This is a genomic window from Massilia arenae (assembly GCF_008014745.1).
GTDB lineage: Bacteria > Pseudomonadota > Gammaproteobacteria > Burkholderiales > Burkholderiaceae_D > Telluria > Telluria arenae.
In genome coordinates, this window is the sequence record NZ_VPFD01000004.1 from 23,887 (window position 1) to 41,004 (window position 17,118).

General features: G+C 64.6%; 19 protein-coding genes. 13 read left to right on the forward strand and 6 right to left on the reverse strand.

All coding sequences use genetic code 11. The features are described 5' to 3' along the window. Nucleotides 1-56 precede the first annotated feature (56 nt). The 5 genes from coxB to FVD38_RS04245 all read left to right on the forward strand — a co-directional run bounded on the left by coxB (nt 57) and on the right by FVD38_RS04245 (nt 4,726). Nucleotides 57-1,253 carry a cytochrome c oxidase subunit II gene (gene coxB / locus FVD38_RS04225; RefSeq protein WP_123069181.1) on the forward strand — a complete coding sequence of 399 codons (1,197 nt, stop codon included), beginning with the start codon at nt 57-59 and terminating at the stop codon, nt 1,251-1,253. A gap of 15 nt (nt 1,254-1,268) precedes the next feature. Further along, on the forward strand, nt 1,269-2,882 hold the full coding sequence (gene ctaD / locus FVD38_RS04230) for a cytochrome c oxidase subunit I (RefSeq protein WP_147933671.1): 1,614 nt from the start codon (nt 1,269-1,271) through the stop codon (nt 2,880-2,882). Between the two features lie 112 nt (nt 2,883-2,994). Continuing rightward, complete coding sequence (locus tag FVD38_RS04235) at nt 2,995-3,570, forward strand: cytochrome c oxidase assembly protein (protein ID WP_147933672.1); 576 nt, start codon at nt 2,995-2,997, stop codon at nt 3,568-3,570. Then, complete coding sequence (locus FVD38_RS04240; RefSeq protein WP_147933673.1) at nt 3,563-3,772, forward strand: DUF2970 domain-containing protein; 210 nt, start codon at nt 3,563-3,565, stop codon at nt 3,770-3,772. The genes FVD38_RS04235 and FVD38_RS04240 overlap by 8 nt, the downstream gene beginning before the upstream one ends. 81 nt (nt 3,773-3,853) lie before the next feature. Continuing rightward, nucleotides 3,854-4,726, forward strand: a complete 873-nt coding sequence (locus FVD38_RS04245; protein ID WP_147933674.1) for a cytochrome c oxidase subunit 3 — start codon at nt 3,854-3,856, stop codon at nt 4,724-4,726. Nucleotides 4,727-4,729: 3 nt separating this feature from the next. Here the strand turns inward: FVD38_RS04245 and FVD38_RS04250 are convergent, their stop codons facing one another. Further along, complete coding sequence (locus tag FVD38_RS04250; protein WP_123069972.1) at nt 4,730-4,930, reverse strand: twin transmembrane helix small protein; 201 nt, start codon at nt 4,928-4,930, stop codon at nt 4,730-4,732. 33 nt (nt 4,931-4,963) lie between these two features. Here FVD38_RS04250 and FVD38_RS04255 point away from each other — a divergent pair, with 33 nt between their 5' ends. From FVD38_RS04255 to FVD38_RS04280, 6 genes are read left to right on the forward strand one after another with little or no spacing between them, the layout of a single operon-like run. Further along, a complete protein-coding gene (locus FVD38_RS04255) occupies nt 4,964-5,695 on the forward strand; it encodes an SURF1 family protein (protein ID WP_147933675.1) in 732 nt (243 codons plus the stop codon). Between the two features lie 46 nt (nt 5,696-5,741). After that, nucleotides 5,742-6,299 carry an SCO family protein gene (locus tag FVD38_RS04260; RefSeq protein ID WP_147933676.1) on the forward strand — a complete coding sequence of 186 codons (558 nt, stop codon included), beginning with the start codon at nt 5,742-5,744 and terminating at the stop codon, nt 6,297-6,299. A gap of 42 nt (nt 6,300-6,341) precedes the next feature. Continuing rightward, on the forward strand, nt 6,342-7,502 hold the full coding sequence (locus FVD38_RS04265) for a COX15/CtaA family protein (protein WP_147933677.1): 1,161 nt from the start codon (nt 6,342-6,344) through the stop codon (nt 7,500-7,502). Continuing rightward, nucleotides 7,499-8,392 (forward strand): heme o synthase, encoded by an 894-nt coding sequence (gene cyoE / locus FVD38_RS04270; RefSeq protein ID WP_147933678.1) that lies wholly within the window; start codon nt 7,499-7,501, stop codon nt 8,390-8,392. Before FVD38_RS04265 ends, cyoE begins: the two co-directional genes overlap by 4 nt. Before the next feature lies 1 nt (nt 8,393). Beyond that, on the forward strand, nt 8,394-8,981 hold the full coding sequence (locus FVD38_RS04275) for an SCO family protein (protein ID WP_147933679.1): 588 nt from the start codon (nt 8,394-8,396) through the stop codon (nt 8,979-8,981). A gap of 29 nt (nt 8,982-9,010) precedes the next feature. Beyond that, nucleotides 9,011-10,087 (forward strand): AI-2E family transporter, encoded by a 1,077-nt coding sequence (locus FVD38_RS04280; protein WP_147933680.1) that lies wholly within the window; start codon nt 9,011-9,013, stop codon nt 10,085-10,087. 4 nt (nt 10,088-10,091) lie between these two features. Here FVD38_RS04280 and FVD38_RS04285 read toward each other — a convergent pair whose 3' ends face one another. From FVD38_RS04285 to nhaR, 5 genes are all read right to left on the reverse strand, one after another. After that, nucleotides 10,092-10,451, reverse strand: a complete 360-nt coding sequence (locus tag FVD38_RS04285; protein WP_147933681.1) for a hypothetical protein — start codon at nt 10,449-10,451, stop codon at nt 10,092-10,094. 26 nt (nt 10,452-10,477) lie between these two features. Next, nucleotides 10,478-12,034, reverse strand: a complete 1,557-nt coding sequence (locus FVD38_RS04290) for a hybrid sensor histidine kinase/response regulator (protein ID WP_147933682.1) — start codon at nt 12,032-12,034, stop codon at nt 10,478-10,480. Nucleotides 12,035-12,040: 6 nt separating this feature from the next. Next, nucleotides 12,041-12,844 carry an alpha/beta fold hydrolase gene (locus FVD38_RS04295; protein ID WP_147933683.1) on the reverse strand — a complete coding sequence of 268 codons (804 nt, stop codon included), beginning with the start codon at nt 12,842-12,844 and terminating at the stop codon, nt 12,041-12,043. Between the two features lie 100 nt (nt 12,845-12,944). Next, nucleotides 12,945-14,297, reverse strand: a complete 1,353-nt coding sequence (locus FVD38_RS04300) for a hemolysin family protein (RefSeq protein ID WP_147933684.1) — start codon at nt 14,295-14,297, stop codon at nt 12,945-12,947. 58 nt (nt 14,298-14,355) lie between these two features. Then, nucleotides 14,356-15,264 carry a transcriptional activator NhaR gene (nhaR, locus tag FVD38_RS04305; RefSeq protein WP_147933685.1) on the reverse strand — a complete coding sequence of 303 codons (909 nt, stop codon included), beginning with the start codon at nt 15,262-15,264 and terminating at the stop codon, nt 14,356-14,358. Nucleotides 15,265-15,380: 116 nt separating this feature from the next. On the opposite strand from nhaR, the gene FVD38_RS04310 reads away from it, so the two are divergent. Both FVD38_RS04310 and FVD38_RS04315 read left to right on the forward strand, forming a co-directional pair. Then, nucleotides 15,381-16,430 carry a DUF475 domain-containing protein gene (locus FVD38_RS04310; RefSeq protein WP_147933686.1) on the forward strand — a complete coding sequence of 350 codons (1,050 nt, stop codon included), beginning with the start codon at nt 15,381-15,383 and terminating at the stop codon, nt 16,428-16,430. 104 nt (nt 16,431-16,534) lie between these two features. Next, a complete protein-coding gene (locus tag FVD38_RS04315) occupies nt 16,535-17,110 on the forward strand; it encodes a TerD family protein (RefSeq protein WP_147933687.1) in 576 nt (191 codons plus the stop codon). Nucleotides 17,111-17,118 lie beyond the last annotated feature (8 nt).

Consider the following 17,118-nt stretch of genomic DNA (forward strand, 5'->3'; position numbering starts at 1 on the left):
AAATTGCTGGGCCCGTTTAAAAATATTCTTATTTTTAGGGTGGTTGGGGACAATACATGACATATGCAACGCGACTTCAGGCCGTGCTGTACGGCCTTGCCGTACTCGCAGTAGCCGGCGCCACGCCAGCCCTGGCGCAGCAACAGCCGATCACAGGCCGGCCTCTCGAGCACCAGCTCAATATGCAGGCCCCCGTCACTGCCGTCGGCGCCGACATCTATAGTTTGCACAACTGGATGATGATCGTCTGCCTGGTGATCTTCGTCGCTGTATTCGGCGTCATGTTCTATTCGGTGTTCAAGCACCGCAAATCGCTGGGCCACAAGCCCGCCACCTTCCACGAATCCACCGCCGTCGAGATCGCCTGGACCGTGGTGCCGTTCCTGATCGTCATCGGCATGGCGCTGCCCGCGACCAAGACCGTGGTCGCCCTGAAGGACACCTCGAACGCCGATCTGACCATCAAGGCCACCGGCATGCAGTGGAAGTGGGGCTACGATTACCTGAAAGGCGAGGGCGAAGGCATCTCGTTCCTGTCGAACCTGTCAACCCCGCGCTCCCAGATCGGCGAGCCGGGCGTCAAGCCCACCGAGGCGCGCACCGAGAACTACCTGCTCGAAGTCGACAACGAGATGGTGGTCCCGGTGAACAAGAAAATCCGCATGGTGTTCACCGCCAACGACGTGATCCACGCCTGGACGGTTCCGGCGTTCGCGATCAAGCAGGACGCCATCCCCGGTTTCGTGCGTGACGGCTGGTTCCGCGCCGAGAAGACCGGCGTCTACCGCGGCAACTGCGTCGAGCTGTGCGGCAAGGACCACGCCTTCATGCCGATCGTGGTGCGCGTCGTGACCGACGCCGAGTACACCGCCTGGGTCGAAGGCAAGCAAAAGGAAATGGCGGCCCTGGCCGACGATCCGACCAAGACCTGGACCATCGACGAACTCAAGGTCCGCGGCGAGCAGGTCTACGCCGCCAACTGCGTGGCCTGCCACCAGGCCAACGGCAAGGGCGTGCCGGCCGCGTTCGCGGCGCTGGACGGTTCGCCGAACGTGCTGGGCGAGAAGGCGCACCAGATCGACATCCTGCTCAACGGCCAGAAGTCCGGCAAGTTCCCGACCGAAATGCCGGCGTGGAAACAGTTGTCCGATACCGAGATCGCCGCCGTGATCACCTATACCCGCAATACCTGGTCGAACAAGGCTGCGGAAAATATCGTTCAACCGGCCGAAGTCCTGGCCGCACGCAAATAATGCAGGGGTAACGACATGAGCACCACGACGATCGACCACGGCCACGATCACGAACACGGCCACGACCACGCCCACGACGAGCACCACGACCATCCACACGGCTGGCGCCGCTGGCTGTTCGCCACCAACCACAAGGACATCGGCACGCTATACCTCTGGTTCTCGTTCATCATGCTGCTCTCGGGCGGCGTGCTGGCGCTGATGATCCGCGCCGAGCTGTTCCAGCCCGGCCTGCAATTCGTGCGTCCCGAATTCTTCAACCAGCTCACCACCATGCACGGCCTGGTGATGGTGTTCGGAGCGATCATGCCGGCCTTTGTCGGCTTTGCCAACTGGATGCTGCCGCTGCAGGTGGGCGCCTCGGACATGGCGTTCGCGCGCATGAACAACTTCTCGTTCTGGCTGCTGCCGCCGGCCGCGCTGCTGCTGGCCGGTTCCTTCCTGGTGCCGGGCGGCGCCACCGCGGCCGGCTGGACCCTGTATGCGCCGCTGTCGACCCAGATGGGCGTCGGCATGGACATGGCGATTTTTGCCATGCACATCATGGGCGCCTCGTCGATCATGGGCTCGATTAACATCATCGTCACCATCCTGAACATGCGCGCGCCGGGCATGACCCTGATGAAGATGCCGATGTTCTGCTGGACCTGGCTGATCACCGCCTACCTGCTCATCGCCGTGATGCCGGTGCTGGCCGGGGCCATCACCATGACCCTGACAGACCGCCACTTCGGCACCTCGTTCTTCAACGCCGCCGGCGGCGGCGACCCTGTGATGTACCAGCACATCTTCTGGTTCTTCGGCCACCCCGAGGTCTACATCATGATCTTGCCGGCGTTCGGCATCGTCTCGCAGATCATCCCGGCCTTCGCAAGGAAGCCCTTGTTCGGCTACGCCTCGATGGTGTACGCCACCGCCTCGATCGCGATCCTGTCGTTCGTCGTCTGGGCCCACCACATGTTCACCACCGGCATGCCGGTGACCTCGCAGCTGTTCTTCATGTACGCCACCATGCTGATCTCGGTGCCGACCGGCGTGAAGGTGTTCAACTGGGTCGCCACCATGTGGAAGGGCTCGATGACCTTCGAGACCCCGATGCTGTTCGCGGTCGGCTTCATCTTCGTGTTCACCATGGGCGGCTTCACCGGCCTGATCCTGGCCGTGACCCCGATCGACATCCAGGTCCACGACACCTATTACGTGGTGGCCCACTTCCACTACGTGCTGGTGGCCGGCTCGCTGTTCGCGCTGTTCGCCGGCTTCTATTACTGGGCGCCGAAATGGACCGGCCATATGTATCCTGAAGGCCGCGGCAAGATCCACTTCTGGCTGTCGCTCATCACCTTCAACATCACCTTCTTCCCGATGCACTTCCTGGGGCTGGCCGGCATGCCGCGCCGCTATGCCGACTACGCGGTACAGTTCACCGACTTCAATATGATCGTGTCGATCGGCGCCTTCGGCTTCGGTTTCAGCCAGGTGTACTTCCTGTTTGCGGTGGTGCTGCCGACCATCCGCGGCGGCGCCAAGGCCCCGGCCAAGCCGTGGGAAGGCGCGGAAGGCCTGGAGTGGACCGTGCCGAGCCCGGCGCCATTCCACACCTTCGAGCATCCACCGCTGGTGAAATGATGAGCGCGCGCAAACCGAACAATCTGCGGACCGCCCTGCTGGTCGGCGGCCTGGCGCTGTTCTTCTTTGTCAGCGTGTTCGTCAAGTTCACCTTGTTGAGCTGAGGCCGGCCATGAGCAGCAAGTTGCTACGCTTGAATCGCACCATGCTCGGCAAGCTGGTGGTGGTGGCGATCGGGATGTTCGGCTTCGGCTATGCGCTGATCCCGGTGTACCGCCAGGTCTGCGAGGTGCTCGGTATTAATGTGCTGACCCAGAAGGGCGAGTTCGTCGCCGCGCCGACCAATACTCAGGTCGACAGGTCGCGCACGATCACGATCGAGCTGGACGGCAATTCGCAGGGCCCGTGGCGCTTCCGCCCGACCACGCGCAGCATCGACGTGCATCCGGGCGAGCTGGCCACCGTCATGTACGAGGTGGTCAACACCCAGGGCAGGGCGGTCAAGGCCCAGGCGATCCCGAGCTATGCGCCGCAATCGGCCACGCCGCATTTCATGAAGGTGGACTGCTTCTGTTTCCAGGAGCAGACCATGGGGCCGAACGAGGCGCGCCAGATGCCGGTGGTGTTCTTCATCGACCCCAAGCTGCCGCGCGAAGTGAAGAACATCACGCTGTCGTACACCTTCTTCGAGATCGGCGGCGCGTTCAAGGCGGCGGCAGCGCCACCCGGATCGGGAAAGAATGGATAAGCCACACCAGCGCAAGGCGAATTTTCTCGCCACCATGAAGGCCGTGTTCTGGTCCTTCTTCGGCGTACGCAAGCGCAAGGACTACGAGAACGATGCCGCCAACCTGAACCCGGTGCACGTCATCATCGCCGGCTTGATCGGCGTCGCGATCTTCATCGGCCTGATCATGCTGGCAGTAAGGTTCGCTGTTTCATCGGTATAGTTTGCACGTCGTCCCCGCGAAGGCGGGGACCCAAGGTAATCAGCACAGACGCACAATAATAGAATCACAGAGGAGATAGACATGAGTTCGTCACCAGTGAGTTCCCCAGGCACCGCGCCTTACTATTACGTCCCCGGCCCATCGCGCTGGCCCCTGCTGGCCGGCATCTCGATGCTGGTGACGATGGCCGGCGCGTCCGGCTGGGTCAACAGCATGTCGTGGGCGCCGGCCGTGTGCCTGGCCGGCATCGCCGCCATGCTGGTGGTGCTGTATTTCTGGTTCGGCGACGCGATCCGCGAATCCGAAGCCGGGCTCTACGGCAAGCGCATCGACCTGTCCTACCGCTGGTCGATGAGCTGGTTTATTTTCTCTGAGGTGATGTTCTTCGGCGCCTTCTTCGGCGCGCTGTTCTATGCGCGCGCGATCTCGATGCCCTGGCTGGCCGACCTCGACCACCAGATCCTGTGGCCCGACTTCTCGGCCCAGTGGGGCAATACCGGCCCGGCCAATATCGTCGACGGTTTCCGCACCATGGGACCATTCCCGATCCCGACCATCAATACCGCGCTGCTGCTGACCTCGGGCGTGACGCTGACCATCGCCCACCACGCGCTGCGCGCCGGGCATCGCAACAAGACCGCGATCTGGCTGGCGGCGACGATCCTGCTGGGCGCCGTGTTCATGGGCTTCCAGGCTTACGAATACATCCACGCCTACCGCGACCTGAACCTCAAGATGACCTCGGGCATCTACGGCTCGACCTTCTTCATGTTGACCGGCTTCCACGGCTTCCACGTGACCATGGGTGCGATCATGCTGGCGGTGATCCTGTATCGTGTCATGAAAGGGCACTTCACTGCGGACAACCACTTCGGCTTCGAAGGCGCCGCATGGTATTGGCACTTCGTCGACGTGGTGTGGCTGGGGCTGTACGTGGTCATCTACTGGTTGTAAGGTTCAACGCAAGCCGGTTGGGGCGATCCACCCCAACTGGTAGGCCGCCAGCAAACACAGAAACAGGACGATCGACAAACCGACCCGCATCGCCAGCGCATTGACGGTGCGGTTGCTGCGCCCCTTGTCGCGCATCAGGAAGAACAGGGCCGACCCAAGGCTGGCCAGGATCAGGACGAAGGCGATGGCGACGAAGATTTTCATGGTGGACCTGCGAAAGGTTGAGGCTTCATTGTAATGCGGTTCGGCTTCCGTTTTCGCCCCATCGCCTTTGCCGCGGCCGTGGTCGTGGCCATCATCGGCATCCTGCTCGGCAACTGGCAACAGGGCCGGGCCGCCTATAAAACCGAGCTGCAGGCGCGCCAGCTGGCGCGCGCCGCCGAGCCGCCGCTCGATCTCGCCCCCTCCACCCGGTTCGGCCCTGACGCCGAATTCCGCAGCGTGCGCGTGCAGGGCGAGTTCGTCGCCGGCTGGCCGGTCTTCCTCGCCAATCGGCCCATGGGAAGCCAGTCCGGGTTCTATCTCGCAATGCCGTTTAGAATAGCGGGTTCGGACACGCACGTGCTGGTGTTGCGTGGCTGGCTGCCGCGGCCCGCCGGGGCCGAATATGGCAAGCTGCCTGCGTTCGCCACGCCCGCCGGCCCGCTCCTGCTCAAGGGCCGGATCGTATCGGGCGCCGGGAAGGTGATGGACCTGGGTGAGGGGGCCCCGCTGGCGCCCGGCGCCATGGTCCAGAACCTGACGCCCGAGGCCCTCGCCGCTGCCAGCGGCCTGAAGCTGCAGCCCTTCCTGGTGCAGCAGACCCAGGCCGCCGGCCGCCGCGACGCGCTCGCCCGCAACTGGCCCGCGCCCGATGCGGGCATCGACAAACACCGCGGCTACGCCTTCCAGTGGTACGCACTGGCGGCGCTGGCCCTACTTTTTTATGTGATAACGGGATTCCGACGTGGCTCAAGAACAAATCGCTGACCCAAAACCTCCGAGCGACCCCAACGCAGCGCGCCGTCGCGGCCGCATGAAGCTGATGATCGTGCTCCTGATCTGCGCGCTGCCGATCATCGTGTCGTACATCACCTTCTATATCGTCAAGCCGGATGGCCGCACCAATTACGGCACCATCCTCGACGCGCGCAGCCTGCCGATCCCCGAGATGGCCACCACCACGCTCGACGGCAAACCGCGCACCCTGGCCGATCTCAAGGGCAAGTGGGTCATGCTGCGCGTGGGCGGTGGCGTCTGCGAAGACGAATGCCAGCGCCAGCTGTATGCGATGCGCCAGTGGCGCACCATGCAGGGCAAGAACATGGAACGCATGGAGCGGGTCTGGCTGATCACCGATAAGGAGCCGCTCGACACCGTGCTGATGCGCGAGTACGACGGCATGGAACTGCTGCGTGCGCCCGCCGCGACGGTGGCGCAATGGCTGCCGGTCGAATCCGGCCAAAAGATGGGCGACCACATTTACCTGATCGACCCGCTCGGCAACCTCATGATGCGCTTCCCCTACCAGCCGGAACCGGGTCGCGTGTACAAGGACATCGCCAAGCTGCTCAAGGCCTCGTCGATCGGTTGAGCCTCCAAGGTTGAGCTTCATAGTCACAGTTAAAAGAAATACATGGATCTGTCTTCACTGCTTCACCTGCTCCTGATGGGCCTGCTCGTCGCCAGCCTGCCGCTGGCGATCGTCTGGATGTCGACCGACCCCAATAAATACCGCAAGCTGGTGTGGGTGATGGTGTTCCTGACCTTCGACCTGATCGTGTTCGGCGGCTTCACCCGCCTGACCGACTCGGGCCTCGGTTGCCCGGACTGGCCGGGCTGCTATGGCGAAGCGAATCCCTTCCTGGCCCACGAACACATCGCCGCCGCCGAGGCCGCGATGCCGACTGGCCCGGTGACGGTCGCCAAGGCCTGGATCGAGATGATCCACCGCTACCTGGCGATGGGCATCGGCGCCCTGATCCTGGCGCTGCTGTTCACGTCGGTCAAGCAATGGCGCCGCACCCACAACGAGGTCTTCAAGCCGGGCATGCCGCTGGCGCTGCTGGCCTCGGTGCTGGTGCAGGGCGCCTTCGGCGCCTGGACCGTCACGCTCAAGCTGCAGCCGGTGATCGTCACCATCCACCTGTTGCTGGGCATGATGCTGCTGGCGATGCTGGTCTGGATGGGCTGCCGCGAAGACTATCTGCTGAAACCGCCGTTGCTGGCGCGTGGGCTTGACCTGGTGCGCCGCCTGCGCGGCCTGCGCATCCTGTCGCTGCTGGCCGCCATCGTCCTGACGGCGCAGATCGCGCTTGGCGGGTGGGTGAGTACCAACTACGCCACCATGGCCTGCGACACCTTCCCGCTGTGCCAGGGCGCGCTGGTGCCGGACCTCGATTTCGAGCACGGCTTCCACCTGTGGCGCGAGCTGGGCATGACCAAGGAAGGGCATTACCTGCCGTTTTCGGCGCTGGTGGCGATCCACTGGGTGCACCGGGCGTTCGCGCTGGCGGTGGTGCTGGTGCTGGGCCTGGCGGCCTGGCGCGCCTGGCACCTGCCGGAAGTGGGCAAGACCGCGCGCCGGCTGCTGCTGGTAATGGTCGTGCAGCTGTTCACCGGCATCGCCACCGTGTATTTCGACTTCCCGCTGGCGATCGCCGTCATGCATAACGCCGGGGCGGCCCTGCTTGTCATTCTGGTGACCATGTTAAACTACCGGGTGAAGTTCCAACTCGACGCGGCCCGCGCCACCCCGGCGCCAGAAGTTGCCGCGTCTGCTAGCGCCCCCAGATGACGATCCAGACAGCCATCCCTAAAACCTCGAGCCGGTTCTCGCAATACTGGACCCTGACCAAGCCGCGCGTGACGCAGCTGGCGGTGTTCTGCGCCGTGATCGGGATGTTCCTCGCCACCGACGGTTTCCCGGGATGGCAGACGCTGGTCGCCGGCACGGCCGGCATCTGGCTGCTGGCCGCCGCCGCCTTCGCCGTGAACTGCCTGGTCGAGGCCGAGGTCGACGCGCGCATGGCGCGCACCGCGCGCCGCGCCACCGCATCGGGCGAACTGAGCCAGTCGCAGACGATCACCTTTTCGCTCGTGCTGGGCGGCCTGGGCATGTACATCCTGTACGCCTTCGTCAATCCGCTGACCATGTGGCTGACCTTCGTCACCTTCGTCGGCTATGCCTTCATCTATACCCTTTTGCTCAAGCCGAACACCTCGCAGAACATCGTGATCGGCGGCCTGTCGGGCGCGATGCCGCCGGCGCTGGGCTGGGCCGCGGTGGCCAACGAAGTGCCGATGGAAGCCTGGCTGCTGGTGCTGATCATCTTCATGTGGACCCCGCCGCACTTCTGGGTGCTGGCCATGTACCGCCGCGACGACTATGCCCGTTCGGGCCTGCCGATGCTGCCGATCACCCACGGCATGAAGTTCACCGGCCTGCAGGTGTGGCTGTACACGATCGGCCTGGCCGCGACCACCTTGCTGCCGTTCGCGGTCGGCATGAGCGGCCTGATCTACCTGGCGGCGGCGGTGCCGCTCAATGCCATCTTCCTGCGCCACGCGTGGCGGGTGCACCGCAACTACAGCGATATGGCGGCGCGCAAGACCTTCACCTGGTCGATCGTCTACCTGTCGCTGCTGTTCGCGGCCTTGTTGGTCGACCATTACTTCAGGTTCTGACATGAGAAAAATCCTGGGCGTACTCGGATTCGCGGCCGTGGCATTGCTGGCTGGTTGCGACAAACTCGGCGACAAGCCGCCGGCCTTCCACAACACCGACGTCACCGGCGTCGACTACGCCAAGGGTTTTGCGCTCACCGACCATACCGGCAAGCCGCGCACCCTGGAGGATTACAAGGGCAAGGTGGTGGTGATCTTCTTCGGCTACACCCAGTGCCCCGACGTCTGCCCGACTACGATGGCCGAGATGGCCACCGTGATGAAGGAACTGGGCCCGTCGAGCGCCGACGTGCAGGTGCTGTTCATCACCGTCGACCCCGAGCGCGACACCCAGGAGCTGCTGTCGCACTACGTGCCGGCCTTCGACCAGCGCTTCGTCGGCCTGTACGGCGACGCCGCCGCGACGGCCAAGGTGGCCAAGGAATTCAAGGTCTTCTACGCCAAGGTGCCGGGCGCCGACCCGGGCAGCTACACGGTGGACCATACGGCCGGCAGCTTCGTGTTCGACAAGCAGGGCCGGCTGCGCCTGTTCGTGCGCCACGGCCAGGGCCCGGCGCTCATCGCCCACGACCTGCGCCAACTGCTATGATGGTGTAAACACCATCGGCACAGGACGGCATGGAAGCGCGACCAGGAAGAAACTACACCCGCATCGCCATCGTCGTCCTGCTGACGCTGGGCTGCCTCTACGTCCTGCGTCCCTTCCTGCCGGCCATCCTGTTCGCCGCCGCGGTCGCCATCTCGACCTGGCCCCTGTACCTGCGCCTGCTGCGTGAGCTGCGCGGCCAGCGCACGATCGCGGCGCTGACGATGACGCTCACCCTGACCCTGCTGTTCATCATCCCGCTATCGATGGTGGCCTACAATCTGGCCGACGACGTGGCGCGCGGTTTCGGCGAGTTGCGCCTGCTGATCGAGCACCGCGAACTGGCGCCGCCCGCCTGGCTGGCCGACATTCCCCTGGTCGGCCCTACCCTGGTCGACTACCTGCACGACCTGATCGCCAGCCGCGAGCAGATGCTGTCCCTGGCCCAGCGCATGCTGGAACCGGCGCGTCACTGGCTGGTGGCGGGCGGGATCATGCTGGGCACCGGCGTCGTGCAGATGAGCCTTGCGGCCTTCGTCAGCTTCTTCCTGTACCGCGACGGCAATGCGTTGCTGGCGGTGATCGCGGTGACGATGCGCAAGGTAATGGGCGAGGGCGCCGAATCGATCCAGCACACGGTCAGCCAGACCGTGCGCGGCGTGATGTACGGTTTGCTGGGCACGGCGCTGGCCCAGGCGCTGGTGGCGGCGGTCGGGTTTGCGATTGCCGGCGTGCCGGCGGTGCCGCTGCTGTCGGTGCTGGTGTTCCTGACGTCCCTGATCCCGCTCGGCCCGCCGCTGGTGTGGGGCGGCGCCACAGTGTGGCTGTTCGCCCATGGCGAGACCGGCTGGGCGATCTTCATGGCGATCTGGGGTACGGTGTTGATCAGCGGCGTCGACAACGTCGTGCGGCCGATGCTGATCAGCCGCGGCAGCAGCCTGCCGTTCCTGCTCACCCTGCTCGGGGTGCTGGGCGGCGTGATCGCCTTCGGCTTCGTCGGGATGTTCATCGGGCCGGTGCTGCTAGCGGTGGGCTATTCCCTGATGAGCGAGTGGACCGGGACCGAGGATCCGATCGTCAAGCATGACGACGAGACCGCGCCGGGCTAGCAGCTCAGCAGCTGCCCAGCTTCCACACCAGCTTGTCCCTGCCTGTTTCCAGCAGCTGCACCTCGACACCATCCTTCACCGAACGCGTGATCGTTACCGCGCGCCCGAAGTAGCCATACTCGGTCTTGAGCGCGTCCTTGCTCTCGGTCTGCTTGACCTCGGCGCGGTCGATCTGCAGCCGCAAGTTCTGCAGGATCTGCGCGTCCGGCCAACGGGCCGACAGGGCGACGTGGCGGGTGCGGTCGTCCTTGTTGGCTTCGGGATAGCGCCGCTCGCAGGCGGCGACCGCGCTCACGTGCGCCAGCGAAGCCAGGCACAACAGGCCTGCCGCCAGCCGGGGAAGCATCGAAAACTGGATGGTCATGGATCGTGCCGGAAGTTCACAAGCGCTCATCGTAGCAGCAAGCGCAGCTGCTCGAAATCGATCGGCTTGGTCAAATGATGATCGAAGCCCGCGTCCAGCGCCAGCGTGCGGTCCTTGTCCTGGCCCCAGCCGGTAGCGGCGATCAGCGTCGTGTCCAGCCCGCGGGGCAGGGCGCGCAGGCGCCGCGCGAGTTCGTAGCCGTTGTAGTCGGGCAGTCCGATGTCGAGCAGGGCGACGTCGGGTGCGAATTCGGCTGCCACTTCCAGCGCGGCGGCCGCGGTGTGCGCCATGCGCGTCTCGCAGCCGAACAGTTCCAGCGCCAGCGCCATGGTCTCGGCGGTATCGAAGTTGTCGTCCACCACCAGCACCCGCCTGGGCGAGACCAGCGCGCTCGGGGCCGCCGTCGCTTCCGGCGCGGCGCAGCCGGCGACCAGCGGCAGGCGCAGCGTGAATTCGCTGCCCAGGCCGGACCCGGCGCTCTCGACCAGGATCGCGCCGCCATGCAGGTCGACGATGCCGCGCGCCAGCGCCAGCCCGATGCCCAGCCCGCCCCTGGCCCGGTCGAGGGCGGGTTCGAGCTGGGCGAACATATTGAAGACCGCGCCCAGCGCGTCCGGCGGAATGCCGATGCCGTTGTCACGTACGCGCAGCTCGGCGTGGCCGTCCGCGCAGGCGAGTTCGACGTCGATCAGGCCGCCATCCGGCGTGTACTTGGCGGCATTGGCCAGCAGGTTGATGACGACTTGCGCCAGGCGGGTGGCGTCGCCGTCGACCACCAGCGCCGCATCCTGCACCGACAGGCGCAGCGTATGGCGCGCCGCCGCCATGGCCGGCGCCATGTCCTGGGCCGCGCCGCGCACCAGCGGCGCCAGGTCGATCGGCGTGCGCCGCAGCCGCATGCGGTTCTGGGTGATGCGCGAGACGTCCATCAGGTCGTCCACCAGCCGCGTCAGGTGGCGCAACTGGCGGTCGAAGGCCTGCAGCAGGCGCTCGTCGGCGTTGCTGCCGTACTTGAGCTTGAAGACGTCGACCGCGCTGCGCATCGGCGCCAGCGGGTTGCGCAGCTCGTGCGACAGGGTGGCCAGGAATTCGTCCTTGCGGCGGTCGGCCGCCGTCAGTTGCAGGTTCAGCGCCTGCAGCTGCAGGTCGGTCGCGCGCTGCGCCTCGAGCGCTTCCTCGGCCACCTTGCGCGCGCCGAGCAGGGCGTGTTCGTAGGCGTGGCGTCCGGTCGACCTGAACACGGCCCAGTGGTCGAGCCAGCCGCCATCGGCGCCGGGATGGCGCACGATATTGAGCAGCACCGGCAGTTGCCGGCCGTCCAGCGTGTGCAGGTCGACCTGGACCTCGTTCACCGCGCCTTCGAGCTGCAGCAGCGGCACGCAGCGGGTGTGATGGAACAGGCGGGCGCCGACCGATAGCAGGTCGCAGAAACGCAGCTTGCCGGTCAGGGCATCGGCCTGCGCGCCGAGCCAGGCGTGGATGGTGGCGTTGGCGCGCACGATTATGCCAGCTGCATCGGTCGCCAGCAGCCCGCACGCCGCCTGCTCATAAAAGGCATCGACGGCGGGCAGGGCGGCGTTCATCGAAGGCTAGCGCAGCGTCTGCGCGAGGAAGACGTCGATCGCGCGCGAGCTGGCGGTCGGCGCGCTCATGTGCGGGCAGTGGCCGACGTTGTCGATCACGGCCAGGCTGCTGCTGGGCAGGTTGCGGTGCAGCCATTCGCCGACCGTGCGCGGCGCGATCAGGTCGTCGCTGCACTGCAGGACCAGGGCCGGCACGCTCGACCTGGCCACGTCGGTCCGGTGGTCGGACAGGAAGGTGACGCAGGCGAAATGGCGCGCGATCTCGGGATCGTTGCGGCAGAAGCTGTTGGTCAGTTCCTCGCGCAGGTCGGGCCGGTTGGGGGCGCCCATGATGGCCGGGGCCAGGCTCTGCGCCCAGCCCAGGTAGTTCGCGTCCATGGTGTCGAGCAGCTCGCCGATGTCTTCGCGGCTGAAGCCGCCGACATAGTCGCCATCGTTGATGTAGCAGGGGGAAGGGCCGATCATGGCCTGCGCGGCGAAGCGCCCGGGCGCCGCGATGGTGGCCAGCATGCCGATCATGGCGCTGACCGAGTGGCCGACCACCACGACCGGTCCGGTGGCGAATTCCTCCACGATCTCGAGCAGGTCGTCGGCGTGGCCGTGCAGCGACGCGTATTTGGCGCGGTCGTAGGCCGCCAGGTCGGAGCCCCCGCAACCCGTCAGGTCATAGGTGATGACGCGGAACCGGTCGTGGTAGGTGGGCGCGAGAAAGCGCCACATGGTCTGGTCGCAGCCGAAACCGTGGGCAAACACCATCGTGGCCGCTCCTTGGCCGGTCACATGGACGTTGTTGCGAGTCTTGACGGACATTTAATGCCTTCTAATTGGTATGCGGCACCCCATGCACTGAAAATAACATTTTTCAGCTGCAAAGTCAGCAAAAGCGGTCATGCAATAAGGGTGGAAAGCCTCAGTCGCGCTCGTCGTTCTCATTTGTGCGGGTCAATTGCGGTATGACTTTGACCAGCAAGATGCGTGGCCCGTTCATTTTCTTGACGAACACGTCGAAATGCGGGAACCCGATGCGCTGGCCCTGCTTCGGGATATCGCCCAGTTTTTCCATGAGCAGGCCGCCGACCGATTCCACGTCTTCCAGCCCCATCTGCTCGTTGTCGATGTCGATGCCGAGCAGGCGTTCGAGCGAGAAGATCGGCAGGCTGGCCTTGCCAATATAGGTGCCGTCGGTCTGCTTGAGCCAGTCGTTTTCGTTCATCCGGAACTCGTCGCGGATCTCGCCCACCATCGCCCCCAGCAGATTGTCCAGGGTGACGAAGCCGACCGGGCGCTTGCCCTTCTCTCCGATCAGGGCGAAGTGCGGCGCGCCGCCGCGGAAGCGCCGGAAGATGTCCTGGGCCGGGGTGCGCGCCGAGATCGACTCGACCGGGCGCAGGAACTGCGTCAGGTCGGTGACCGGGCGGCCCGCCTGCAGCGCGAAATACAGGTCTTTCAGGTGGATGATGCCCAGCACCTCTTCACCTTCTTCATCGAAATACGGGTAGCGCGAAAAGCGGTTGCGGCGCACGGTTTCCAGGTTTTCTTCCAGCGAGCGGCTGGCGTACAGGGCGCTGACCTCGTTGATCGGCCGCATCAGCTCGGACACCTGCAGCGTGCTGAAGTCGAGCGACTGGGCCAGGATGTTGCGGTCGTCCTGGGTGATCTTCTCGCCCGGCGTGGTGGTGTTGGTATTGGTGCGCAGGATGAGTTTGAGCTCGTCGAGCGAGTAATGGGTGTCGTGGCCGCCGGCGCCGGCCAGACCGGCCATGCGCAGCACGGTGTTGGCGCTGGCGTTCAGGACGTAGATCGCCGGGTACATCGCCCAGTAGAAGGCGTACAGCGGCATGGCGCACCACAAGGCCACCGATTCCGGCAGCCGGATCGCCAGCGACTTGGGCGCGAGCTCACCGACCACGATGTGCAGGAACGAGATCACCGAGAAGGCGACGACGAAGGACACGCCGTGGATCAACTCTTCGGAGGTGACGCCGAGGAAGGCGAACACCGGCTCGAGCAGGCTGGCGAAGGCCGGTTCGCCGACCCAGCCCAGGCCCAGCGAGGCCAGGGTGATGCCGAGCTGGCAGGCCGACAGGTAGGCGTCGAGCTGGCCGTGGACCTTGGTCAGGATGCGTCCGCGCAGGCCCGTGGTCTTGGCGATCGCGCGCACGCGGGTCTTGCGCAGCGTGACGATACTGAACTCGGCCGCCACGAAGAAGCCGTTCAGCGCCACCAGGAAGAAGGCGAGAACGAGGAATAAAATGTTTTCCATACTGGTTTTGTATTAACAAAAGGCAAAGCCAAGGGTCATTGTACAACCTGGCCCGTCTTTACTCCGCGCTGAGGGATTCCTTATGCACGGCGGCCAGGATGGCCTCGACCGCCGGATGCTTGATCTTGCGTTCGTTCGAGATCGCATAGAAGTGCTCGCGCACCTCGGGCACCCGGCCCACCAGCTCGGCGCCGAGCTGGATCTTGATGTCGGCCACCGGCGCCGCCGGGGTGAAGAACAGGCCCAGCCCGCGCCGGCCGAAGGTGTTCAGCAGGGCGTTGTCCTCAAACTCGCCGACCACGTCGGGCCGGATCGCGTGGCGTTCGAACCAGTCGTCGATCTTGCCGCGCAGGGCATTGTTGCGGGTCGGGAGCAGGATCGGGGCGCCGTGCAGCGAGGCCGGGAAATCCTTGCGGTAGTTCCTGGCCAGGGCCGGGGCGCCGACCACGAACATCTCGTTCTCGGACAGCAGGTGGCTGAACACGCGCAGGGTGGTCCCGGTCGGCACCGCGCGGTCGGTCAGCACCACGTCCAGCTTGTGCAGGGCCAGGTCGCCCAGCAGCGCTTCGTACTCGTCCTCATGGCAGACCAGGCGCACCGGGATGGCGAGCTGGGTGGTCACCTCGAGCAGGCGGTAGGCGGTGAACTTGGGCAGTGAATCCGAGATGCCCACCGCGAGCCGGATGCGGGCGCTGTCCGAGGCGTCCAGCGCTTCCTGCATCTGCTCCCCGAGCAGGAAGATCTGGTCGGCATAGGACAGCGCCAGGCGGCCGGCCTCGGTCAGGTTCAGGCGCCGGCCTTGCTGGTTAAACAATGCCTTGCCAAAAGCCTGCTCAAGCAGGGTAAGCTGTGTACTGACAGTCTGGATCGCCAGGCCAAGGCGCTCGGCGGCGCGCGTGATGCTGCCTTCCTTGGCGACCACCCAGAAGTAATACAGGTGGCGAAAATTGGGTGGCGAGTGATTCATGTCTTCTGTTTTTCGGAAGTAATATTTCGATTATCTTCGCTTTTTCAATATATTGCCAGCGGCTACAATGCATCGGCCGACACCATTGGCATACAACTTATAAGAGGGAAAAACTAATGAAGTACTTTACCTGGTCATTCATCGTGACCGCAGTCTGCCTGACACTGGCCGCCTGGTGGGGCTACGAGCATGGCGGCATGGCTGGCGCGATCACCGCGCTGGGCGTGGCCGCCATCCTGTCGGTGATGGAAGTCTCGCTGTCCTTCGACAATGCCGTGGTCAACGCCTCGGTGCTCAAGGGCTGGGACGAGTTCTGGATCAAGCTGTTCCTGGGCGTCGGCATCATCATCGCCGTGTTCGGCATGCGCCTGGTGTTCCCGCTGGTGATCGTGGCCGTGGCTGCGGACCTGGGCGCCATGGAAGTGTGGAACCTGGCGCTGTCCGATCCGAAGGCGTTCTCGACCCACCTGACCAACCACCACGCCGAAGTGGCGGCCTTCGGCGGCATGTTCCTGCTGCTGGTGTTCCTGAACTTCATGCTGGACGACGAGAAGGAAACCCACTGGCTGGGCAACTTCGAGCAAAAGATTGGCGCGCTGGGCAAGGTGTCCTCGATTGCCGTGATGATCGCAATCGCCGCGCTGCTGTTCAGCATGACCTATGTTGACGAAGCGCAGAAGATGGTTGTCCTGATCGCAGGCATGTGGGGCATCCTGGTCTATGTGGGTGTCGATATGCTCAGCAGCATGCTGGAAAAGAGCGAGTCGGACGGCGGCAGCGTCGGCGACGCGGTCAAGAAGGGCGGTATCGGCGGCTTCCTGTACCTCGAAGTGCTGGATGCCTCGTTCTCGTTCGACGGCGTGATCGGCGCCTTCGCGATCACCAGCGACGTCGTGATCATCATGCTGGGCCTGGCGATCGGCGCGATGTTCGTGCGTTCGATGACCGTGTTCCTGGTGCGCAAGGGCACGCTGGACGAATACGTCTACCTGGAGCATGGCGCGCACTACGCGATCGGCATCCTGGCCGTGATCATGCTGGCGAGCATGAAGTGGCACGTGCCAGAGCTGATCACCGGCGGCGTCGGCGTGGCCTTCATCCTGGCTTCGCTGTGGAGTTCGCTGCAGTACAAGAAAAAGCACGCGGCGCTGGAAAGCGGCGTGTGATGAATAGCCGCTCCCGCCGGGAGCGGTGCAGGATCCGCGGCGAGCGGCAGAACACCAGCTCGCTGCGTTTGCAACCGGTGTTCATTTATTAGGAGATTTTCATCATGGCAATCAGTCTGCAAAAAGGCGGCAACGTCAACCTGTCGAAAGAAGCGCCAGGCCTGACTTCGCTGAAAGTCGGCCTCGGCTGGGACACTCGCGCCACCGACGGCGCAGCGTTCGACCTCGACGGCGCCGTGTTCCTGCTGAACACGTCCGGCAAGGTGCGTTCGGACAGCGACTTCATCTTCTACAACAACCTGAAATCGGCCGACGGCTCGATCGTCCACTCGGGCGACAACACCACCGGCGCCGGCGAAGGCGACGACGAATTCGTCACCATCGACCTGGCCAAGGTGCCGGCCGACATCGACAAGGTCGTGCTGGGCGTGACCATCCACGACGCCGAAGCGCGCCGCCAGAACTTCGGCATGGTCGGCAAGGCCTTCATCCGCTGCGTCAACAACACCACCAACCAGGAAGTCGCCCGCTACGACCTGTCGGAAGACAGCTCGACCGAAGCGGCGATGATCTTCGGCGAGATCTACCGCAACGGCGCCGACTGGAAGTTCCGCGCCATCGGCCAGGGCTTCAACGGCGGCCTGGGGCCACTCGCCCGCAACTACGGCGTGAACGTTTAAGGTAATGT